Genomic DNA, 21,542 nt, shown 5'->3' on the forward strand with positions numbered 1-21,542 from the left:
GCGGTTCGGACCGCTTTTCAGCGCCCCACTGACGGCGCCGAACTGCACCCTTTTGTTCACTAACGACGCTTTCTGCGTCAGGGCGCGGCAAGACTAGCTGATCAGACATTGGTCCCCATAGACTGCAAAATCGGCGTTTTGGCGTGCGCTGACGACAAATCGCGCCCGGTGCACCGGAATGTTCCAGTGAGTGCCCTTATGATAATGCAAGGTCAGACCGCTACCGGACATAAGACACCCCGGAAATTCCACGAACTGATCCCGATGGCCGGCGTGTGCCCGGCGGTTCACTAAAAGACATAAGGGGGCCCTGTGTCCAAAAGATTCCCAGGCCGCAAATTATCGATCGTTCGGGTGGGCATTCTCACCGGCGTCGTCATGGCAATCACGGCGGGAAGTGTGGCCGCATGGGGCAACTTCCAGGATGTGAGGACGGCCGAATCCATTCCGTCCATTTTCTCCGGCTACGTGGACGTCACGGCGACTCCGCGCTACGCCTTCGAGGACCCGGTATCGAAGGAAGCCGAAAACGTACTGCTGTCCTTCATTGTGGCGGACGCCGGGAATGGCTGCACCCCGAGTTGGGGCGCCGCCTACTCCCTCGACGAGGCCGGATCCGCGCTGGACGTGGACCGCAGGGTTGCCCGGCTCCAGCAGTTGGGCGGGACCGTCTCGATCTCTTTCGGCGGCCTGATCAACAAGGAACTGGCCACGACCTGCACTGACGCTGGCAAACTCGAGGCCGCCTACGGCGCCGTCGTGGACCGCTACAACGTCAGCAGCATCGACTTGGACATCGAAGGCGAAGCCCTCAGCGACGTCGCTTCCCTTGACCGGCGGGCAGCGGCCGTCGCGGCGCTGCAGCAGGATCGCCGCGGGAGCGGCAAGGACCTCACCGTGTGGCTGACCCTGCCGGCAGACCCCAACGGACTAACGACGGCGGGCAGCGACGCCGTGCGCCGGATGATCGCCGCGGGGACTGACCTGGCCGGCGTGAACATTATGACCATGGACTATGGCGGCAGCAGGCTGACGGACCGGTCGATGTACGGGAATGCCGTCTCGGCTGCGGAAGCCGCCCACCGGCAGCTCACCGGCTTGTACCGGGACGCCGGCAGCGAGCTGGGTAGTGAGACCGTATGGCGCAAGATCGGGCTGACGCCGATGATCGGCCAGAACGACATCGCCGGTGAAATCTTCACGCTCAAGGACGCGGAGGAACTCAGCGCCTACGCGAGCGCCAAGGGCGTCGGCCGCCTGTCCATGTGGTCCCTGAACCGTGACCGGACATGCAGCCCCAACTACCCCGACGTCACGCAAGTCTCGGACGGCTGCAGCGGCGTCGAGCAGGGAACAGCAACGTTTGCCACGATTCTCGGTGCCGGCGTCACCGGCAGTCCTCCCACCGCGCCAGCAGCCGTGGCGCAGCCGACGCGGGCCCCGGCCGTCACCGATGATCCGTCGACCAGCCCTTACCCGGTTTGGAACGAAAGCACCGCCTACACGAGTGGCGAGCGGATCGTCTGGCACTCCAATGTCTACGAGGCCAAGTGGTGGACCCGGGCCGACACGCCGGACAACCCGGTGCTCCAGGGCGCCGCAACGCCGTGGCGCATCATCGGCCCGGTACTGCCAGGCGACAGGCCCACCCCGCAGCTCACCGCCCCGGACGGCACCGCGCCGCAGTGGGAGCCTGCCAAGGTCTACCGCAAGGGCGACCGGGTGCTCTTTGAGGGCCGGGTGTTTGAGGCGAAATGGTGGACTCAGACGGACAGCCCCGAGGCTGCCCTGCAGGGATCACCGGAATCGCCGTGGTCCAAGCTCCGCGACGAGGAACTGCTGAAGCTGATGACGACGCCGGCTCCCACGCCGGCGCCGTCCCCATAGGGCGGGCTCAGGCCGTCCCCGGGCCCGCCCTATGGGGTCGGGCCCGGCTCATGCCTGCAGCGCCCCGCGGGACTTCCGGAGCGAGCGGTCCCGGCCCACCCGCTGGGCTACCACCAGACCCACGGCGGCCGTGCCGATGGTGATGGGGTACCCCATGAGCCGCTCCAGGGTCCCCGGCTCCGGCACGTCCATCCCTGTCACCCCGCCGGTGACCAGGGCGCCGAGAGACACGAGGCCGCAGACCAGGATGGGCCAGCTAAGGGGTGTCTGCCGAAGCCACAGCCACCCCAGCAGCAACAGGGCCAGGCTCCCGGCACCGAAATACATGATGGCGCCCACCCCGTGCCACACGGAACCGGCGTCCTCAGGGACCAGCCCCACCAGGACGGTGCCGGCTCCGGCGACGGCGGTGAGGGAACGTGCGGAGACCGCGGCAGCCCAAGTGAAACGGCCACCCGGCACCAGTGTGAACTGTGCGCCGGGCCGCGCTGCCGTGCACAGCAGCGCCGAACTCAGCAGCAGGGCGCCGACCATCATCCCGATGCCCTGGACCACGAACGAGGCGTTCATGAGCACATGCGCCGGCGAGCAGACGTCGCGGCCGTCGAAAAGCCCGCAGCCCGCGGCGCCCAGATCGCTAATGTAACCGGTCCGGCGGCTGTACGGCTGCTGCCCCGCCCACGCGCCGATCACGGCCGCCTCCGCCACGAAATACTGCAGCACGCTGAGCAGCGCCAGTGCGCCCGCATAAAACCGCGTGGACGGCAGATCGGGGATGTAGATAATGTTTTGGGACGGCGAGTCAGCGGGGGCGGCCATGCCAAGAGCGTAGTACGGCCCGTCACCTTGTATGCTTATATCCGTGTCCGAACGGGCCGGCCCGCGGCCGTCCAGCACGGATACCCGCCCTCGTAGCTCAGTGGATAGAGCACGGCTCTCCTAAAGCCGGTGTCGTTGGTTCGATTCCAATCGAGGGCACTTGAACCCCCAGCCGCCGGCCGCCGCTCCGGACTTCGATCTCCGCGCCTACCTGCTGGGCTCCTGGACCGTGGAACGCACCCTCCTCGACATGTCCACCGGCACCCGCGGGTCCTTCACCGGCGTCGTCCGCTTTACCAAAACGCCCGACGGCGGCCTCCGCTTCCGCGAAGAGGGCACCGTTGCCTGGGCATCCGTCCCCGGCGGACCGGCGGGCACACCGTTCGCCGGGCCGGCGAGCCGGGAATACCTGCTGCGGCCCGCCGGCGCACCGGACACGATGGACATGTTCTTCCCCGACGGCAGGCCGTTCCACCGCATGGGCTTCGGCCCGCAGAGCGGCCGGGACCAGCACTGGTGCGACCCGGACAACTACCGCGTGCAGTACACCTGGACCGGTCCGGATGAGTTCCGCTACGAGTGGGATGTCACCGGCCCAGCCAAGGACCAACTGCTCACGTCCGTGCTCCACCGGACCACGGACGCCGCATGAACACGCCCGCCATGAACCCGCTCATTGTGGTTTCCGCCGTCTGTGTCTTCGACGAGGCCGGGCGCCTCCTCACCGTCCGCAAACGCGGCACGGACAAGTTCATGCACCCCGGCGGCAAGCCCGAGGCGGGCGAGACAGCCGCCCAGACGGCCGCCCGGGAGCTGGCGGAAGAAGTCGGAATCGTCCTCGCGGCGGACAAGCTGGTGCTCCTGGGCGTCTGGTTCGCGGACGCCGCCAACGAGGCCGCGACGCAGATCCAGGCCACGGTCTTCACCGCCCCCGGAGTCTGGCATGCCCGGCCCTCCGCCGAGATCGCCGAGATCCGCTGGCTGGACCTGGCGGCGGAGCTGCCGGATGACCTCGCCCCGCTGCTCACCGACCACGTCCTGCCAGCCCTCTCGGGCCAGCAAGGCTAGAGCCCGGGAACGGACTCCTCGGCCACGGCACTGGCCTCGGCGAACTGGGTCCGGTACAGCTCCGCATAGCGGCCCTCGGCGGCCAGCAGGCCGCTGTGGGTTCCGCGCTCCACGATCCGGCCGTCCTCCACCACCAGGATGGCGTCGGCGGCCCGGATGGTGGACAGCCGGTGCGCAATCACGACGGCGGTGCGGCCCTCGAGCGCGGCGCTGAGCGCCTCCTGGACAGCGGCCTCGTTGGTGGAATCCAGGGCCGCGGTGGCCTCGTCCAGGATGACGACGCGCGGCTGTGCGATGAGCAGCCGGGCGATGGTGAGGCGCTGGCGTTCGCCGCCCGAGAGCCGGTACCCGCGCTCCCCCACCACCGTGTCCAGACCATCCGGGAGCGAGCGGATCATGACTTCCAGCCGCGCCTGCCGCAGCACGTCCCACATCAGCTCGTCGCTGGCGTCCGGGCGGGCCAGACGCAGGTTGGAGGCGATGCTCTCGTGGAAAAGGTGCCCGTCCTGGGTGACCATGCCGAGCGTGTGCCGCATGGAATCGAAGGTCAGGTCCCGGACGTCCACGCCGGTGCCGGGAACGGTTCCGCCAAAGCGCACGGCACCGGAATCGACGTCGTACAGGCGCGACAGCAGCTGCGCGATCGTAGACTTGCCGGCGCCCGAGGAGCCGACGAGGGCGACCGTCTGGCCGGGTTCCACCCGGAAGCTGATGCCGTGCAGCACCTCCTCGCCGCCGCGGGTGTCCAGCGTGGACACGTCTTCCAGCGAGGCGAGCGAGACCTTGTCCGCCGACGGGTAGGAGAAGCGGACGTCGTCGAACTCCACGGACAGCGGCCCGGCCGGCGACTGCACCGCGTCAGGCTTCTGCTCGATGAGCGGCTTGAGGTCCAGGATCTCGAAGACCCGCTCGAAGCTGACCAGGGCGCTCATGATCTCGACGCGGGCGTTGGAGAGCGCGGTGAGCGGCGCGTAGAGGCGGGTCAGCAGCAGGGCCAGCACCACGACGTCGCCGGCTGCCAGCTGCCCCTGCAGCGCCAGGAAACCGCCCAGGCCGTAGACCAGGGCGAGGGCCAGCGCCGAGACCAGCGTCAGGGCGGTCACGAAGGTGAACTGCAGCATCGCCGTGCGGACGCCGATGTCCCGCACCCGGCCCGCGCGGGCCGCGAACTCCCGGGATTCCTCGTCGGGGCGGCCGAAGAGCTTCACCAGCGTGGCGCCCGGGGCGGAGAAACGCTCCGTCATCTGCGTGCCCATGGAGGCGTTGTGTTCCGCGGCCTCGCGGCGCAGGTCGGCCAGCTTGGAACCCATCCGACGGGCCGGAATCAGGAAGATGGGCAGCAGGATCATGGCCAGCACCGTCACCAGCCAGGACTTGCCCAGCATGACCACCAGTGTCAGGGCGAGGGCAACGACGTTGCTGACGACGCCGGACAGGGTCCCGGCGAACGCCGACTGCGCGCCGATCACGTCATTGTTCAGCCTGCTGACAAGCGCCCCGGTGCGGGTGCGGGTGAAGAAGGCGATCGGCATCTTCTGCACGTGGTCGAAGACCTTGGTGCGCAGGTCCACGATCACGCCTTCGCCGATCGTGGAGGACAGCCAGCGGGTGACGAGTCCCAGCCCGGCCTCGGCGACCGCCACGATGGCGATCAGCACGGCCAGCCAGACCACGACGTCGGTGCCCGCGCCCGCGATGATCGCATCCACCACCTGCCCGGCCAGGACCGGGGTGGCGACGGCCAGCACGGCCATCACGATCGACAGCAGGACGAAGGCGATCAGCCGGCCCTTGTGCGGACGGGCGAAGCTGAACACACGCTTGAGCGTTTCCTTCGAGAACGGCTTCGAGCCGCTGGAGGCGCGCGTGATGTTGTACAAGGAGCTCCACGCAACCCGGTCCATGCTCATGAGTTCTTGCCTTTCGGGGCGGTGGCGCCCAGCAGCTCCGTGACGACGCCGTTGTTCACGTTCCAGCGCGCGTCGAGGCGCACGTTTTCCAGCAGTCTGCGGTCGTGGGTGACCAGCAGCAGGGCGCCGTCGTAGCCTTCGAGGGCCTCTTCGAGCTGTTCGATCGCCGGGAGGTCCAGGTGGTTGGTGGGTTCGTCGAGCACCAGCAGGTTCACTCCGCGCGCCTGCAGGAGGGCCAGCGCGGCGCGGGTCCGCTCCCCCGGCGACAGGGAGTCGACCGGCCGGGAGGTGTGGTCTGCCTTGAGGCCGAACTTGGCCAGCAGGGTCCGCACTTCCGCCGGGGACTGGTCCGTCAGGACGGCTTCGACGGCGTCTGCCAGTTTCAGCCCGCCGGCCAGCAGCCCGCGGGCCTGGTCAATTTCGCCGACCGCCACGGAGGCGCCCATCGAGGCGTCGCCGGAATCGGGCCGCTGGACGCCCAGCAGCAGGCGGAGCAGGGTGGACTTCCCGGCGCCGTTGGGCCCGGTGATGCCGATCCGTTCCCCGGCGTTGAGCTGCAGGTTAACGGGTCCGAGGGTGAAACCGCTCTGGTGGACCACCGCGTCGCGAAGCGTCGCCACAACAGCGCTGGACCGCGGCGCCGCCCCGATGGTGAACTGCAGCTGCCATTCCTTGCGGGGTTCTTCGACCTCTTCGAGCCGGGCGATGCGGGATTCCATCTGGCGGACCTTCTGGCCCTGCTTTTCGGAAGATTCGGTGCTGGCCGCGCGGCGGATCTTGTCATTGTCCGGGTTCTTCTTCATCGCGTTCCGGACGCCCTGGGAGCTCCACTCGCGCTGGGTTCGGGCCCGGGACACCAGGTCTGCCTTGGTGTTGGCGAACTCTTCGTACCGTTCACGGGCGTGCCGGCGCGCGACGGCGCGTTCTTCGAGGTAGGCCTCGTACCCGCCGTCGTATACGGCCACGGAATTCTGCGCGAGGTCGAGTTCCACGATGGTGGTGACGCAGCGGGCGAGGAACTCGCGGTCATGGGAGACCAGCACGACGCCGCCGCGGAGCCCCTGCACGAAAGCCTCCAGCCTGGCCAGCCCGTTGAGGTCCAGGTCGTTGGTGGGTTCGTCCAGGAGCACGACGTCGAAGCGGCTGAGGAGCAGTGCCGCGAGCGCCACGCGTGCGGCCTGGCCGCCGGAAAGCCCCGTCATGTCCGCGTCCTGGCCTACCTCCAGGCCGAGGTCCGCCAGCACAGCCGGGATGCGTTCTTCCAGGTCGGCGGCGCCGGAGGCCATCCAGCGGTCGAAGGCATGGGAGTAGGCGTCGTCGGCGCCGGGGGCTCCGGCACCAAGGGCCTCCGCCGCGGATTCCATCTCGACAGTGGCCTGGGCGCAGCCGGTACGCCGGGCTATGTATCCGCCCACCGTTTCGCCAGCGATCCGTTCGTGCTCCTGGGGCAGCCAGCCCACGAACGCGTCGGCCGGGGCAAGGCTGACCGTGCCTTCCTGCGGCTCGTCCACTCCGGCAAGGAGCCGGAGCAGGGTGGATTTGCCCGCACCATTGGCTCCCACGACGCCGACGACGTCGCCCGGTGCGACGGTCAGGGAGAGTTTGGAGAAGAGTGTGCGGTGGTCGTGACCACCGGCGAGGTCCTTGGCAACAAGGGTTGCAGTCATTAGTCCATCCTCTCACCGCGGCCCAAAACAGAGGGCCGGGGGGCGCTCCGGGCGGCCAATAGCCGCCGGGCATGAAAGAACCCGCTGGTCCGGACTTGGGGGGTGTACGGACCAGCGGGTTCGAGGATCTAGCATAGTTGAATCAGCACCTCCCGTAAAATCAATGCAGTTCTTGCTCCACCGATCTTCAGAAGCGCCCCTTCCATTCGACTCCGCAGGAAGCCATAGATGCCATTACCCGCCAAGGCGTTTCAACACTGGCTCCATGGCGTTGCTCCCACCGCGAGCACGGCCGATATCTGCAGGATCTCCGGGATCAAACGCACCACGCTCGCCCAGCAGCTGGTTCGGGGAAAGGTCGCGGAAACCACCCTGGTAAGCATCAGCCGCGCCCTGAAACGCAACCCACTGGCCGACCTCGGCTCGTTTGACAGCTATGCGGAGCTTGCGAAGCAGCCGCAGCCGCCCACCGCTGCAGAACTCGTGAGCCAGATTGCGACGATGGACCTGCTCCGCGCGGTTATTTCCCGCTCGTCCCCGGCGTATGGCGGCTTCGGCGACAGCGGCAGCGCGTTGACCCCCGCGCTCAGCGCAGCCCCGCACGCCACCTCCGTCCGGAACTGGGTGGACGCGATCGACGACGGCGAACTGCGGCACCGCGTTTCGGCGGCAACGGGAGTCGCGCCCCAGAACTATTCGGCGCAGTTGACCGCTAACCGGCTGTCCCCGGAACTGGCGGTCGCTACCGCGCGCGCGGCTGGCGTAGGATTCACGGGCGGACTCGTCGCCACCGGACTGTTGACGGAGCGGGAAGCCGGTTGGGTGCCGGAGGCAAGGCAGGCGGCCCTGGACGCACTCTCCGACGGCGAGCTCACGGCCCTTTCCGGCGAGCGCCTGCAGTCCCTAGGCCGGACTTTGCGCCGCCAGGAGCAGGAACACGAACAGACAAAAAAGATATGGGAGAACCTCGGATGATCGCGATCCTGCAGTGGACTACGTTGGCGGTCTGCGCCCTCGTCGCAATAATCCGTGTCCCCAGTGCGCTCCGGGGTGAAAACCGGTCAATATTCGGTATTTTCGCGCTGTCAGCGTTTGCGATCTTGTTGAGCATTAACGCCGTGTACCTTCCCGTGGACGCATGGCTGGGTTCGCAGAACTTTGCGAACCTCATCCTCCGCTTCCTCATTTACAGTGTGGTTCTTCTGGCCGGATACAAGATCGCCAAGGGCTTCGACGCACAACGCAGCGTGTGGCTCATCGTCGGTCCGGTTGGCCTCGCAGTACTGGCCCTCGTAGCGGTCGCCACGGTGGTCCCGTTCCTCCTTGCCAACACGACGGGAAGCTCGACCGGACTGGGCACGCTACCGGACCAGAGTGCCAACAACGTCGAGCTCATCAAGCTGTATACGGTTGCCGGCAGGTTCTACCCGTCCTTCGTCGCCGCATGCCTGTTGCCGGCCACCATCAGGACCATGAGAAGCGGGCTGCCACGGCTTCCACGGAGCGGGGCCGCGGTCCTAGCCGTAGGATCCTGCGCCATGATTCTTTTGTCATTCAGTGACCTGTTGCCGCGGCATCTCGCCTACCTGCAGTACTTCATCAGCTCCACCGCCATTCTCGGCCTCGTCCTGGGGCTCACACTGATGTGGCTCAGCCGGGTGCTGGCGGCCAAGCGCCTCGCTGGCAGGCCTCTCGGATGATCTCGATCCTGCAGTGGACAACTCTCGCGGTCTGCGCCATTGTTGCGATCGCGCGGATTCCCAGTGCCCTGCGCGGTGAGAACCGGTCACTTTTCGGCGTTTTCCTGCTCCTGACCGTCGCCATTCTGCTGGGCATTGATGCGAGCTATGTGGCCATCGATTCGTGGCTCGGTTCGCAGAACTACACCAACCTCATCCTTCGGTTCGTGGTCTACGGGACAGTACTTCTGGCCGGATACCGGATAGCCAAGGCTTTCGACGCGCGGAAGAGCATCCGCCTCATCGTCGGCCCCGCCGGTCGAGGAGTTCTCTCCGTCATAGGCATCGCCACCTTGGTCCTCTTCCTGTTGGCCGACACCGCAGGAACCGAAACCGGGCTGAGAGACCTCCCCGCCAGGAGCCCTCAGAATGCCGCCCTCATCGAGTCGTATGCCGCTGCCGGTCGCCTGTACCCCTCCTACGTGGCAGCCTGCATCCTGCCCGCTACCTGCCTTGCCGTCGGCCAGAGACTACCCCTGGCCATCCGCATCGGAGCGCTATTGCTGACCGTCGCCTTCGCGGGTATGGCCTTCGGCTCCTTCTTCCCCCTGATCCCGTCGGAGGTTGGATATGTGGAATCCATTATCAATTTCAGTTCGATACTGTGTCTTGCCCTGGGTCTCGCTTTCGTCTGGATCTCCAGCCTGATGTCGAAGCGCACCGTTCGCTCTTGACTGGCCGTCCAAGGCAGTGGCTAAGCGGACACCGAAGATGCAAACTGACTTCACTGGATAGGCATTGGGGGCTGAGCCGCCAAGCGATTTGAGAGATCCCGATGATGGCAACGCTGGAGTGGGCGACACTGACCGTGTGCTGCGTGGCGCTCCTCCTGCGGGTCCCGGACGCCGTGAAGGGCCGGAACAGAACCGTCTTCGGCATCCTCCTGCTGGCAACGATCTGCAGCCTGCTCGCCGTCTCCGAGCTCTACGTGGCGATTGACGGCGCCCTGGGTGGACGGCATGTGACGAGCCTGATCCTGCGCTATCTTGTCTTCGCGACAGTTTTGCTGGTGGGCCTCCGCATCACCAGGGGCCTCGCGGCCACCAGAGGCTACGGCCTCATCGCGGGCACTGCCGGCCGCTTGGCGCTGGCGCTCTGCTGCCTGGCCGTGCTGGCGACGTTTCTCCTGCTGGACACGGCCGGGGCATCGGCGGGGCTGCGGGTCCCCTCCGACGTCGGCGGCAGGAACGCCGCCCTGGCCGCCTATTACACCGCTGCGGGCCGTACCTACCCGGCGTTCGTGTCGCTCATTCTGGTTCCCCCGTTGCTGGCCACGGTCAGGAGCCGACAGCCTCGCCTGGTCAGGGCCGGAGCCCTGCTGGTCCTCCTGGGGGCCCTGTTCGCGATCCTTAGCCTTCCGGTCTCACTGGCCCCAGCCGCCTGGGCCGAGGCGTTGCGTTTCGTCAACTACACGGCGGTTCTGGGCTACGTTGCAGGCCTTGCCGCCCTGTGGTTCTCCGGGCTGATCAGCAACCCATCAGGTAACGCTAAGGCAACATTACGCCGGAACCTCGGCTGAGCATTCACAAAATCATTAGACCGTGAGAGAATCATGAATGTGTGAAAGCGGCATACGCTTCGTGAACGGGAACAATCCGTGCGGAGCCGAGGCAGCCGCCCAAACGCCATTGGGGGGATGAGTGGTAGCGGTCCGGCTGGACCGCTCCCACTCAGCCTGTTTAACGGCACATTCGGACGCGCGGGCCAGCTCCCTGCTCGACGTTCCGGTCCTCAGCGCGGCAACCTCAGCGCACGAACCTCAGGGTCACCAGCTGGAAGGGCCGCAGCGCCAGTTCCGCCGAGTTCCCAGCCAGGGTCACGCCCGGCGCACCGGCCGGGCGCTCCAGCAGATCCACGGTGTGGACGCCGTTGACGTCGAAGCCAGCCGTCACCAGCCCCCCGGACCGCTCCCCCAGCGATTCGTAGACCCGCACGATCACGTCGCCGGAGCCGTCCTCGGCCAGTTTCACGGCTTCAACGACCAGGGCCGGGTTCGAGACGGCAACGAGCGGATCTGCGCCGTGGGCACCCTTGCGAACCCGCGGTGAAAGGTTCGTTCGGTAGCCCTCCTGGACGGCGTCGGCGATGCTGGCACCGGGCCGGATCGTGACGTTCAATTCGTGCCGGCCGCGGTCCGCACCGGGGTCGGGGAACTTGGGTGCGCGCAGCAGCGAGAGCCGCACGGTGGTGGTGGTCCCGCCGTCGTCCTCCCGGATGTTCCGGGTGACGTCATGGCCGTAGGTCGACGAGTTGGAAATAGCCACGCCGTAGCCAGGTTCGGCCACGTGGATCCACCGGTGGGCGCAGATCTCGAACTTCGCAGCCTCCCACGAGGTGTTCAGGTGAGTCGGGCGGAAGACATGGCCGAACTGGGTCTCCGCGGCCGAGCGGTCCGCCCGGACATCGAGCGCGAACCCGAGCTTGAGCAGCTTTTCGCTTTCCTTCCAGTCCACGGCCGTGGAAATCGCCAAAGATTCCGCTCCCGGCCCCAGCGAGATCCGCTGCGTCACCCCAGAAGTACCCGCCAGCCGTTCCACCACGACGACGGCGTCCGGGCCGCTGTGTTCCACGGCCATCGAGCGGGCGTCGGTGAGCTGGACGACGTTGCGGCGGTAGAAGGCGTCGATGTCCCAGGCATCCCATTCGTTGGGGGTGTCCCGGTGCAGCTCCAGCAGGTTCCCGTACTGCCCGGGGGCGATCGCATCGCGCCCGCTCGCGTGGTCGACCAGGGATTCAAGGAGGCCGCCCGCGTTGATGACGGCCCGGATGACCCCGTTGTCGAGGATGTAGCCGCCGGCAGACTCGGTGACCAGCACGGTCTGCCCGTCGACGGCCGGCACGGCCGCGGCCAGCGCGGCGACACCGCTGCGAACGTGCGGGGCTGCGTTGAGCAGGAAGTCTGTGTCCCCTGCCCCCAGCACGGCTCCGGCGGCGTCGTCGATGATCGCCTCAAGTCTCTTGCCCACGGCCGTGTAGTTCCGTTCCGCGTCCTGGTGCACCCAGGCGATGGAGCTGCCGGGGAGGATGTCATGGAACTGCTGCAGCAGGACCAGCCGCCAGAGACGCTTGAGCTCCGCCGCCGGGTAGCTGTACCCGGTGCGGACAGCGGCCGTGGCGCACCAGAGCTCGGCTTCGCGCAGCAAGTGCTCGCTGCGACGGTTGCCCAGTTTTGTCTTAGCCTGACTCGTGTAAGTGCCACGGTGCAGCTCGAGATACAACTCGCCAACCCAGACGGGGAGTGCCTCGTACTCGGCCTCGGCCCGGGCGAAGAAGCTGGCCGCCGGGCCGAGCTCCACCTTCGGCGATCCTTCCAGGTCCGCGGTACGGCGCGCCGCTGCCAGCATCTCGCGGGTGGGCCCGCCGCCGCCGTCGCCATAGCCAAACGGGACCAGCGAGATGGTGCCCCGGCCGTGGTCCCGGTAGTTCCGCTCGGCGTGGGCGAGCTCCCGGCCGCTGAGTTCCGAGTTGTAGCTGTCCACCGGCGGGAAGTGCGTGAAAAGCCGGGTGCCGTCGATTCCTTCCCAATTAAAGGTGTGGTGCGGCATCCGGTTGGCCTGGTTCCAGGAGATCTTCTGGGTCAGGAACCACTTGCTGCCGGCGGCCTTGACGATCTGCGGCATGGCCGCCGAATAGCCGAACGAGTCCGGAAGCCAGGCTTCCTCGCATTCGACGCCGAACTCGGCGAGGAAGAAGCTTTTCCCCTCCAGGAACTGGCGGGCCATGGCCTCGCCGGCGGGCATGTTGGTGTCCGATTCGACCCACATGCCGCCCACCGGGACGAACTGGCCGGTCATGACCTTCTCCCGGATCCGTCCGAAGAGCTCCGGATAAAATTCCTTGATCCAGGCCAACTGCTGGGCCGAGGAGCAGGAAAACACGAACCCGGGATCCTCGTCCATCAGGGCCACCACGTTGGAAAAGGTGCGGGCGCATTTGCGGATGGTTTCTCTGACGGGCCAGAGCCACGCGGAGTCGATGTGCGCATGCCCGGTGGCGAGCAGGTGGTGTGCCGAGGCGTAGGCCGGCCGGGCCAGGACACCAGCGAGGGCCTCCCGCCCCGCCGCTGCTGTGCCCGGGACGTCCTCGGGGTCCATGATGTCCAGCATCCGTTCCAGCGCACGAAGGATTTCGTGGCGGCGGGGCAGTTCCATCGGCAGTTCGTGCATCAGGCCGTTGAGGGTCCAGATGTCCTGCTGCAGTTCCCAGACGGTCTGGTTGAGTTCGGCAATGACGATCCTGCCGAGACGGTACTTTGGCTCGTTGCCCGAGGTTGCCTTGTCCCCGTAAGGGGTGGCCGCGAAGGTCCACCCCTGCGACAGGTCGGGGTTGGCGGCCGCCTCCACATAAAAATCCACGGACATTCCGCTGCCCAGGAGCTTGAGCGGGATGTACTGGTTGCGCGGCGAGATGGCCTTGACGATCGTTCCGTCCGGCCGCCAGGCGATGCCTTCGCACTGGAAGCCGGGAAGGTCGCTGCTGAAGCCAAGGTCCACGATGACTTCCACCGAAGTGTCCGCCGCCGTGCCCCAGGAGTCCGGCACCTGCCCCTGCAGGCGCAGCCATTTGGTGCTCCACGGCCGCCCCCACGCCGCTCCATGCTCCTGCGGCGCGAACTGTTGCCGCAGCGCCTCCAGGACAGGAACCGGTTCATCCGGGACGTCCCAGCTGCTCAGCGTGAGCGGCACGCTGCGCGGGTAGACCGCGGGGGCGACGCGTTCGCGAACAAAGCGGTCGAGCCGGACTTCCGTGAGACGGCGGTCGTCGTGCAATGTGTTCCTCTTAGCGCTGGCGTGGATGACGCTGAAATGCATCCAATCGATGGATATAACTTACTTCGCCGCCGGCCCTCAAGCCAGAACCGAGAACGGGCCTCACCCGCCGACGGCTGCGGGCAGGCCCACCCTGTGGGCGCCTGCATACACATTCAGCGATGTGCCGCGGCTGAATCCGGCCAGCGTCATGCCGCTGGCCTCGGCCAGCTCGACGGCCAGGCTCGACGGCGCGCTGACCGCGGCCAGGACGGGGATGCCGGCCAGGGCGGCCTTCTGCACCAGTTCGAACGACGCCCGCCCGGAGACCTGGAGCACGGTTCCCCGCAGCGGCAGCAGACCTTCGCGGAGGGCCCAGCCCACCACCTTGTCCACGGCATTGTGACGTCCCACGTCCTCGCGCAGGCACAGGAGTTCGGCGGAACCGTCGCCGGCGATCCGGAACAGGCCGGCGGCGTGCACGCCTCCGGTGACGTCAAACACGGCCTGCGCTTCCCTCAGCTTGTCCGGAAGCGACGCGAGCGTGGCCACGGGAACCATCAGCGGGTCGGCCGCGGGACTAAAATGCGAGGACTTGTGCACGGCCTCGATGGAGTCCGTGCCGCAGATGCCGCACGAACTGGACGTGTAGACGTTCCGTCCGGTGTCGGGGCGGACGACGTCGGGCCTGAGCTGGGCTTCCACCACGTTAAACGTCTGGACCCCGTCCTCGTCCTCCCCGGCGCAAAACCGCAGCGAGACGAGCTGGTCCGGAGTCCAGATGACGCCCTCGGAAACGAGGAAGCCCGCGACAAGGTCAAAGTCGTTGCCGGGGGTCCGCATGGTCACAGAGAAGGACAGGCTGCCGATCCGGATTTCCAGCGGCTCCTCGACGGCCAGCACGTCCTCCCGGTGGCGCACCGGGAATTCGAGGGCTTGTGGCGAACCGTCCAGTACATACTTGTGCACCTTGCGGCGCTGCGTGACGCGGCCCATCAGGTACTCCTAACCAACATAACTCCATCATGGCAAGCGCCGGGCCGGGTGGCCAGCGCGGGTTTTGCACCGGGCACTACCCCAGCAGTTCGCTCCAGTCCACGGGGCCGCCGGTACCCGTGGGCTTCCGGGCGGCCCGTTTGGGGGCAGGTTTGTCCTGGGCCGGCATCAGGTCCGCGAGGGCCGCGCCCCAGGGGAGGGCGAAGGCCGGGACCGGTTCCCCGAGCTGCACGCCGTGCGGCGGGACCACCAGCACGCCGTCGGCGGCGGCCAGTCCGCGCATCATTCCCGGGCCGGTGTGCTGCGCCGGGGACGCCATGCCGTAGACCAGCCGGAAGGGCATCAGCCGGGTCCTGCCGGGGTCCGGCTCGATCATGGAGCCGCAGGGCACCTCGGTGACCGGCGGCAGCGTCCGGTGACCCAGCGCGGCCAGGAGCGGGGCCCCGATGGTCGAGAGTGCCATCATGGCCGCGAGCGGGTTGCCCGGCAGCCCGATAATGAACCTGCCGTCGGGCAGTTCTGCCAGGACGGCGGGGTGGCCGGGCCGCATAGCGATGCCGTCGATGAGAAGTCGTCCGCCCAGTTCGGCGACCGAACGGCGCAGGTGGTCCGTGCCTGACCGGCCGGTGCCGCCGGTGGTGATGACGACGTCGGCGGGCAGCAGTTCAGCGGCTGGCACCAGGTCGGCGGCGGGATGCACGGAAGGCTGGGTCGCAGCACCCTCGCCGGCGCCCTCGGCGGGTTCGGTGTCCTCGAGCGCTGCGAGCCACTCGGCGTAGCTGTCGCCTATTTTCGTTTCGCCGGCACAGATCCCGCCGAGCATTTCCACAACGGCCGCGAGCTGGGGACCGAACGTGTCGCGCACCTCCCCCGGCCGCGGAATCCCTGCCGCGACGACCTCGGAGCCGGTGAACACGAGACGGACCAGCGCCTTGCCCTGGACCGGGAGCGCATCGTGGCCGGCGAGGGCTGCGAGGGCCAGGTGGGCGGGATTGAGCAGGGTGCCGCGCTTGATCAGGACTTCGCCGGCGGCGGCTTCCTCCGCCGCCTTCCGGATGTGCTCACCGTTCCGGGGCTCACCGGGTTTGGCGGCGCCGGCGAGCTGCAGAACCGGGAGCCCGTCCTCATCGGCGGCTATCTCGCCGCTTTCACTCCGCAGCACGGCCTTCGCGCCGGGCGGGATCAGCCCGCCCGTGGCGATCGGGCTCGCCTGGTGGGGGGCCAGCCGCTGGCCGGGTTCCGCGAGGATCCAGGGCCCGCTGCCGTTGACGGCCCAGCCGTCCATGGCGGACGAGGCGTAGTGCGGCATGTCCACGAGCGCTTCCACGTCGGCAGCGAGTTTTCTCCCCAAGGCGTCACGAAGGGCAGTGGGCGCGGCGGGGATGGGGTCTGCGCAGTCGAAGGCGAGCTGCCAGGCTTCCTGCCAGGTGTGCGCGAGGTGCCGGTGCGGCACCTCAGGTTCCTCGACCGGGGCGGGGCCGCTGGCTCCACCCCCGGGAGTCGCACCGGAGCGGCTTACAGCGGGCATGTCGCCGGCATGCTCATCCCCGGCGGCAGCTGCGCTGCCGGAAGGGGGTGCAGGCGTCATGCTCCGGAGGCTTCGTTGGCTGCGTAGTCTTTGGCGAGTTTGCCGGCCACGCCCATTGCTGCCTGCATCGAGACCGCATCGGTGGCCTGACCGGAGCCTGAGGCCAGGCCTGCCGCGAAACCGGCGATGAACGTCGTCAGGGGCGCGGCCGGGCGGACCACGGAGTGCGCCGCCACCCCGGCCAAAGCCAGAACCGCGTTCACATCTACCTCGACGTCTTCCAGTTCCAGGGCCTGAAGCAGGGCACGGCACCAGTCTTCCAGTGTTTCATCCTGGCTCTTCACCGCTTGCCTCCAAGGTCGAATTCTGCCGGGGAGCCCCGGGCCGGGTGGCCGCCTCATGGCTGTCGCGGCCATGGCTGCCGAGTGGAACGGTTACCCCTAATGCGGACGCATCGTCCCAGGTATCCACATCATCCGTAGACCCCCCGGGCACGCTGACTTCCCGCACCTCCAGACTAGCAAGAAGGGCGAACACCGAGGCGTTTTCGAGTGTGCCGCGCTTCCCGGCTTCACGGGCGCACCGTTGTAGCGCAACCGTGCCATATAAACCCAGCAGCGGCTGCCGACGCCCGTCGGCGGCCACCGCCATCAGCCCGCCATCCGGAGGAGCTTCCCCTGCCGCTTCCAGCAAGGCCCGGACAGCGGCGCCCGCCCGGGGCATGTCACAGGCCAGGACCAGGGTGAACGGCGCCGCTGGCCGGGGGCGGCCGGCCGCACCGCGGTGCCTTTCCAGGGCGGAGAGGCCTGCCGCGATGGCTGCGGCCGGTCCGGCAAAGGGCGGGTCCTCCCGGCAACTCAGCACGCCTTCCGGCAACGTTCCCGGGTCCGGTCCGACGACGGCGACTGCCGCCGCGCCCCGCGCGGCCTGCAGGGCACGATCAAGGAGGGTGGCGCCGTCGTGCATCAGCCCCGATTTGGGCACGCCGCCCAGCCGGGAGGACCGGCCCCCGGAAAGGATGACTGCATCGAATTCCACCGGCCCAGCCTAACGCGCTCCGGCGCGGACGCCGCGTCGCAAAGATCGGCCACCAGCCGGCAAGCGATGAAGTCCGGCCCGACGGTCAGCCGGCGGCGCCGTTTCAGGCGGCAGATTCCGGCAGCAGGAACGGGTCCCAGGCCGGGGTGGGCTTCTCCAGCTCCTTGATCTGCCAGGTTGCGCCCTTGGGGGGCGCGGGGCTGAAGCTGAGCTTCCATCCCATTTCGGCGGGCGTGTGGTCGCCTTTGGCGTTGTTGCAGCGCAGGCAGGCGGCGACGAGGTTTTCCCACGAATCCGCACCACCCCTGGATTTGGGCTGGACATGATCGATGGTGTGGGCGGCCTTGCCGCAATAGGCGCAACGGTGCCCGTCCCGGCGGAGCACGCCGCGGCGGCTGACGGTCGTCAGGGTGTTGTACCGGGGCCTGATGTAGCGATTCAGCAGAATCACCGAGGGCCGGCCAAGGACGTCCTGCGGTCCAACGACGGGATCGTCGCCTTCCGCCACGACACTGGCCTTTCCAGTCAGCACAAGGACGAGCGCCCGGCGGAAGGTCACAACCGCCAGCGGTTCATATCCAGCATTCAGAACGAGAGTGCGCATCCGCATACCTCTTCACGGCCGCACCCGCCAGGGGCACGAGGGCCGGCTGCCCTCTGCATGGTCGGGCTATGGATCGACAAAACAAGAGTAAACACCGAGGTGCCGTTTCACCGAATCTTTTTTTGCCGGCCGTGGCCCGTGTCGGCTGAAGTTCACGTTGCGGCAACGCAAAGGACCCCTGCCGCATGGCAGGGGTCCTTTGCGTAAAAAGCTGTTGTCCTTAGCCGCCGACGCGGATGAAGACCGGGCCGGAGCCGACGTTTACGGTCTGGAGGGAAGTGGTCCCACCGTTCCAACCGCCGTGAACTGCCATGCCGTTGCCGACGTAAACAGCGATGTGGGCCATGCCCGCGCCACCGTTCTGGTAGTACGCGAGGTCGCCCGGCTGTGCCTCGGCGGCGCTCACGGTGCGGCCGAGGGACAGGTAACCTGCCGGCCAGCCGTGGTAGTTGATACCTGCAGCAGCCAGCGCGTTCGTGGCGAGTGCGGTGCAATCCTGGCCAACGCCGATCTGGGCGTAGGCGGCAGCGGCGATCGTGGCGCCCATGCCGCTGGCGACGCCGGCCGGAGCCTTGGCGCCGGCCACGGAAGCGGTGGCGGCGGCGCCGACCTTGGTGCCGGCGGTGTTGGCGGTGGGCGTTTCCTGGACCTTCACGACGGGCTTCGCCTTGACGGGGGCCGCAATGGTGGCGACTTCGGTCTTGTCGTAAGCGATCGAGATGCTGGAAGCAGCCGAGATGGCCGCGGGGGCGGCGGACTGGACTTCGAGGGTGGAAGCGGAGGTGGATTCGCGCTGGACGTTGGCCTCAGCAGCGTTGGCTGCGATGCCGCTGGTCAGGACGAGGCCGGAAGCAGCAGCGATGACTGCTGCCTGGCGGCCCACGCCACCGGCGTTGTCGCCGACAGCCTTGGCAATAACAGCCAGCGAGTTGGTCTTGGTGACCTCGGCGCGGTGCCGTGCGTTTGCACGAGTAGTCATTAAGTTCTCTCTTTCGTGATCCTGTGGCCGCGCTTTTCAGGCGCGTGCTGAGGACGCTCCGGCATCTTGGGGGTACGCCGGATCGCCCCGAAGTGGGTTACTTAGCGAAGGGTGTACTGCGAAGACGCGCCAAAAGCGGGAACTGCGTGCAGGTGCATGGCCTGCGGGCCGGACTCAGCAGAGATTGAGGCGGCGGTGTGAGATCCGTTCCGGGCGCCGGCAAGGGCAACCGAGGAGTCGGATTTCAGCGGGCTCGTAAGAGCCGCGCAAGCGCGGTGACGCGCAGCATTGTGGCGTGAAGACACGAAAGTAGCCTCTCCCAATGCCTGCGAGGTGAGCTGTCGGATTCGGATGGGAGTCACCCGGCCGCGCTGCTTCCTGGGAAGCTTTGCGACTTAACCCCAAGGCCTTCTTTCGAAGGCCAAAATTGGTTCCCCCGCCCCTGCCAGACGATGTAATGCGAACGGACCTTGAGCGGTGGCAGAGCTAGGCAATCCACTCAAGAGCGCCAACTTCGGAAAAGTTGGCGTAGGTCAAACTTACAACAGTTGGGACTCAATGTCACATTCGGATCACGGCGTGTCACAAGAATGCGAGAGCGTCCGATCAGCTTTGTTACAGCCAGCCGGTCGGGTCGACAACTTCGCCGTTGACCATGACCTCGAAGTGAAGGTGGCAGCCCGTGGAGGCGCCTGTGGTGCCGCTCATCGCCACGACCTCGCCGCGGGAGACCTGCTGGCCAACCTTGACGGTGGCTGAGGACAAGTGGTTGTAGGTGGTCTCCAGGCCGTTGCCATGGTCGATCACGACACGGTTGCCGCCGCCGTAGGGGTGCCAGCCGGTGAACGTCACGGTCCCACTGGCTGCAGCCAGGACGGCCGTGCCGCACTGGGCGGAATAGTCCTGGCCACGGTGGAACTCGCCGGAGCCGCCTGTAATGGGGCTGACGCGATATCCAAAGGGTGACGCGGTTTTCAACTGGGCCAGCGGCGCCCCGAGGCTTCCGGCGGAGGCCGCGCGGGTGATCGAACCGACGGACTGGGCACTCAGCAACTGCTTGAGCTTTCCGTCCGGGTCGCCCTGGGTGGTGACGGCGGTCCGGTTGAAGTCGATTTTGGCCTCGCCAGCCGTGACATCAGGCTGGACTGCGGCCGAGATGGATCCCGTCGACCCCGCGTTGGTGGCCATAACGGGGCCAGTGGCGGGGACGGTGACGGTGAGGACCAGTCCCGTAGCGGCGAGTGCAATGCCGGCCTTTTGCCCAACGCCGCTGGCGGCGGCAAAGTCTGTTACCTGGCGGAACGGGCTGCGGCGGCCCCTGCGTTCGTCGCGGTGCGCGTCACGTGGGCGGTCGGCCAGGACGGCGACGGCCGGTCGCGGCTCCGGAGCGGGACCGGTCGCACGACGGCGGCCCCTGGCGGTCTGGGTGGTCAAAAACGGTTCCTCTCTGGAGAGCCTGCGGAGTTAGCTGTCGGATTCGGGTCAGAGAGTTCAAAGACCCGGTCCGCCGTGGCAGGCGTCCAGACACAGAGGCATCCAAAGAGTCCCTCTGTGGTGTGTGCTTGCCGCTGACGGACTTCACCCCAAGGCTGATGAACAGCCGGAAGTGGTTCCCCCGCCCCTGCCAGAAGGTGACTCTGCTACTGATCCGCTGGCAGAGCTCGGCTTCGGATCAGATAACGCTTTGGTATCGGTACTAGTGATCAACTATAGGCGATTAAGCCTCGCAGAGATAAATCCGTTATCGAATCTGTGCATAACTCATGGGTCGTCCGATGAGCAGTGGGTTAAGTCCTGTTAACCGACGGTAACAAAGACGTGGGCCGCAACCTCGGGCGGGAGTTCCAGGGCGCCTTCGATATCGGGTACCCGGACGGAGATGTACTCCCCTACCCGTTCCAGCGACACCAGGGCTCCGGGCCGGATACCGCCTTCGTCGAGCTGGACGAGCAGTTCCGGTTCGACCTGGATGGGCTCGGCCAGCCGGTTGACCCGGACCCGGGAATCCGGACCGTAGCCGGCCATGGCTTCGAGAAGGTTCACCACGCCATCCCCGTAGGGCTGGGATGGCAGGCCGCCGAGTTCCGCGAGGCCCGGAATCGGGTTGCCATAGGGAGACACCGTGGGGTGATCCAGCAGCTCGAAGATGCGCCGCTCCACCCGCTCGCTCATGACGTGTTCCCAGCGGCAGGCTTCCTCATGCACATAGGCCCAGTCGAGCCCGATGACGTCCGCCAGCAAGCGCTCGGCAAGGCGGTGCTTGCGCATGACCTCAATCGCACGTTTCCGGCCGGTTTCCGTCAGTTCAAGGTGCCGGTCACCGGAAACGACCACCAGCCCGTCGCGCTCCATGCGGCCGACAGTCTGGGAAACAGTGGGGCCCGAGTGACGCAGCCGTTCGGCGATGCGGGCGCGGAGGGCAACGATGTTCTCTTCTTCAAGTTCCAGAATGGTCCGAAGATACATCTCGGTGGTATCGATCAGATCCGTCATTCAGCTCAGCTCCTCGAGCGCCGTCCTTGCGTGTTCCCACCGTACCGCGAGCTGCTTGCGCCCTGG

Annotated in this window: 19 protein-coding genes, 1 tRNA gene and 2 riboswitches; of the genes, 8 read left to right on the top strand and 12 right to left on the bottom strand. The window is 67.2% G+C overall.

Going from position 1 to position 21,542, the window contains the following annotated elements; genetic code table 11:
* The first annotated feature begins 354 nt into the window (after positions 1-354).
* Positions 355-1,887 (top strand): chitinase, encoded by a 1,533-nt coding sequence (locus AC1DC5_RS13375; protein WP_441404930.1) that lies wholly within the window; start codon positions 355-357, stop codon positions 1,885-1,887.
* A gap of 48 nt (positions 1,888-1,935) precedes the next feature.
* Here AC1DC5_RS13375 and AC1DC5_RS13380 read toward each other — a convergent pair whose 3' ends face one another.
* Positions 1,936-2,706 carry a DUF998 domain-containing protein gene (locus tag AC1DC5_RS13380; protein WP_476865473.1) on the bottom strand — a complete coding sequence of 257 codons (771 nt, stop codon included), beginning with the start codon at positions 2,704-2,706 and terminating at the stop codon, positions 1,936-1,938.
* Between the two features lie 86 nt (positions 2,707-2,792).
* Between AC1DC5_RS13380 and AC1DC5_RS13385 the strand changes: the two genes are divergently transcribed.
* The 3 genes from AC1DC5_RS13385 to AC1DC5_RS13395 all read left to right on the top strand — a co-directional run bounded on the left by AC1DC5_RS13385 (position 2,793) and on the right by AC1DC5_RS13395 (position 3,774).
* A tRNA-Arg gene (locus AC1DC5_RS13385) sits at positions 2,793-2,865 on the top strand.
* A 1-nt stretch (position 2,866) separates the two neighbouring features.
* Positions 2,867-3,358, top strand: coding sequence for a DUF6314 family protein (locus tag AC1DC5_RS13390; RefSeq protein WP_476865474.1), 492 nt, complete (start codon positions 2,867-2,869; stop codon positions 3,356-3,358).
* A gap of 11 nt (positions 3,359-3,369) precedes the next feature.
* Positions 3,370-3,774, top strand: a complete 405-nt coding sequence (locus tag AC1DC5_RS13395) for an NUDIX hydrolase (RefSeq protein WP_441405015.1) — start codon at positions 3,370-3,372, stop codon at positions 3,772-3,774.
* Here AC1DC5_RS13395 and AC1DC5_RS13400 read toward each other — a convergent pair.
* Both AC1DC5_RS13400 and AC1DC5_RS13405 read right to left on the bottom strand, forming a co-directional pair.
* On the bottom strand, positions 3,771-5,684 hold the full coding sequence (locus AC1DC5_RS13400; RefSeq protein ID WP_441404933.1) for an ABC transporter ATP-binding protein: 1,914 nt from the start codon (positions 5,682-5,684) through the stop codon (positions 3,771-3,773). The two genes, AC1DC5_RS13395 and AC1DC5_RS13400, sit on opposite strands and share 4 nt — an antisense overlap.
* Positions 5,681-7,351: an ABC-F family ATP-binding cassette domain-containing protein gene (locus AC1DC5_RS13405; protein WP_476865475.1), complete on the bottom strand. Its 1,671-nt coding sequence runs from the start codon at positions 7,349-7,351 to the stop codon at positions 5,681-5,683. Before AC1DC5_RS13405 ends, AC1DC5_RS13400 begins: the two co-directional genes overlap by 4 nt.
* A 228-nt stretch (positions 7,352-7,579) precedes the next feature.
* Here AC1DC5_RS13405 and AC1DC5_RS13410 point away from each other — a divergent pair, with 228 nt between their 5' ends.
* The 4 genes from AC1DC5_RS13410 to AC1DC5_RS13425 all read left to right on the top strand — a co-directional run bounded on the left by AC1DC5_RS13410 (position 7,580) and on the right by AC1DC5_RS13425 (position 10,609).
* Positions 7,580-8,326 carry a hypothetical protein gene (locus tag AC1DC5_RS13410; protein ID WP_441404935.1) on the top strand — a complete coding sequence of 249 codons (747 nt, stop codon included), beginning with the start codon at positions 7,580-7,582 and terminating at the stop codon, positions 8,324-8,326.
* Between the two features lie 125 nt (positions 8,327-8,451).
* Positions 8,452-9,051, top strand: coding sequence for a hypothetical protein (locus AC1DC5_RS13415; RefSeq protein ID WP_441404936.1), 600 nt, complete (start codon positions 8,452-8,454; stop codon positions 9,049-9,051).
* Complete coding sequence (locus AC1DC5_RS13420; RefSeq protein ID WP_441404937.1) at positions 9,048-9,764, top strand: hypothetical protein; 717 nt, start codon at positions 9,048-9,050, stop codon at positions 9,762-9,764. The genes AC1DC5_RS13415 and AC1DC5_RS13420 overlap by 4 nt, the downstream gene beginning before the upstream one ends.
* A 101-nt stretch (positions 9,765-9,865) precedes the next feature.
* Positions 9,866-10,609: a hypothetical protein gene (locus AC1DC5_RS13425; RefSeq protein WP_441404938.1), complete on the top strand. Its 744-nt coding sequence runs from the start codon at positions 9,866-9,868 to the stop codon at positions 10,607-10,609.
* Positions 10,610-10,835: 226 nt separating this feature from the next.
* On the opposite strand, the gene AC1DC5_RS13430 is transcribed toward AC1DC5_RS13425, so the two are convergent.
* The 9 genes from AC1DC5_RS13430 to AC1DC5_RS13470 form a co-directional block, all read right to left on the bottom strand.
* Positions 10,836-13,859, bottom strand: coding sequence for an alpha-mannosidase (locus AC1DC5_RS13430; protein ID WP_441405016.1), 3,024 nt, complete (start codon positions 13,857-13,859; stop codon positions 10,836-10,838).
* 102 nt (positions 13,860-13,961) lie between these two features.
* Positions 13,962-14,834 carry a formate dehydrogenase accessory sulfurtransferase FdhD gene (gene fdhD / locus AC1DC5_RS13435; protein ID WP_441404939.1) on the bottom strand — a complete coding sequence of 291 codons (873 nt, stop codon included), beginning with the start codon at positions 14,832-14,834 and terminating at the stop codon, positions 13,962-13,964.
* Positions 14,835-14,910: 76 nt separating this feature from the next.
* The gene (locus AC1DC5_RS13440; RefSeq protein ID WP_476865476.1) at positions 14,911-16,422 is read right to left on the bottom strand and encodes a molybdopterin-binding protein; all 1,512 of its coding nucleotides are present in this window, start codon (positions 16,420-16,422) and stop codon (positions 14,911-14,913) included.
* A complete protein-coding gene (locus AC1DC5_RS13445) occupies positions 16,419-16,706 on the bottom strand; it encodes a DUF6457 domain-containing protein (protein WP_441404941.1) in 288 nt (95 codons plus the stop codon). The genes AC1DC5_RS13440 and AC1DC5_RS13445 overlap by 4 nt, the downstream gene beginning before the upstream one ends.
* Positions 16,690-17,400: a molybdenum cofactor guanylyltransferase gene (mobA, locus tag AC1DC5_RS13450; protein ID WP_441404942.1), complete on the bottom strand. Its 711-nt coding sequence runs from the start codon at positions 17,398-17,400 to the stop codon at positions 16,690-16,692. Before mobA ends, AC1DC5_RS13445 begins: the two co-directional genes overlap by 17 nt.
* A 103-nt stretch (positions 17,401-17,503) precedes the next feature.
* Positions 17,504-18,004: an HNH endonuclease gene (locus AC1DC5_RS13455; RefSeq protein ID WP_441404943.1), complete on the bottom strand. Its 501-nt coding sequence runs from the start codon at positions 18,002-18,004 to the stop codon at positions 17,504-17,506.
* A 220-nt stretch (positions 18,005-18,224) separates the two neighbouring features.
* Positions 18,225-18,983: an NlpC/P60 family protein gene (locus tag AC1DC5_RS13460; RefSeq protein ID WP_441404944.1), complete on the bottom strand. Its 759-nt coding sequence runs from the start codon at positions 18,981-18,983 to the stop codon at positions 18,225-18,227.
* Positions 18,984-19,292: 309 nt separating this feature from the next.
* A riboswitch (cyclic di-AMP (ydaO/yuaA leader) is annotated at positions 19,293-19,462 on the bottom strand.
* A 136-nt stretch (positions 19,463-19,598) separates the two neighbouring features.
* A complete protein-coding gene (locus AC1DC5_RS13465) occupies positions 19,599-20,417 on the bottom strand; it encodes a M23 family metallopeptidase (protein ID WP_441404945.1) in 819 nt (272 codons plus the stop codon).
* A gap of 4 nt (positions 20,418-20,421) precedes the next feature.
* A riboswitch (cyclic di-AMP (ydaO/yuaA leader) is annotated at positions 20,422-20,635 on the bottom strand.
* Between the two features lie 145 nt (positions 20,636-20,780).
* Positions 20,781-21,476 (bottom strand): iron-dependent transcriptional repressor DtxR, encoded by a 696-nt coding sequence (locus AC1DC5_RS13470; RefSeq protein WP_476865477.1) that lies wholly within the window; start codon positions 21,474-21,476, stop codon positions 20,781-20,783.
* Positions 21,477-21,542 lie beyond the last annotated feature (66 nt).

The sequence above is a fragment of the Arthrobacter sp. 10L424 genome, from assembly GCF_056395325.1.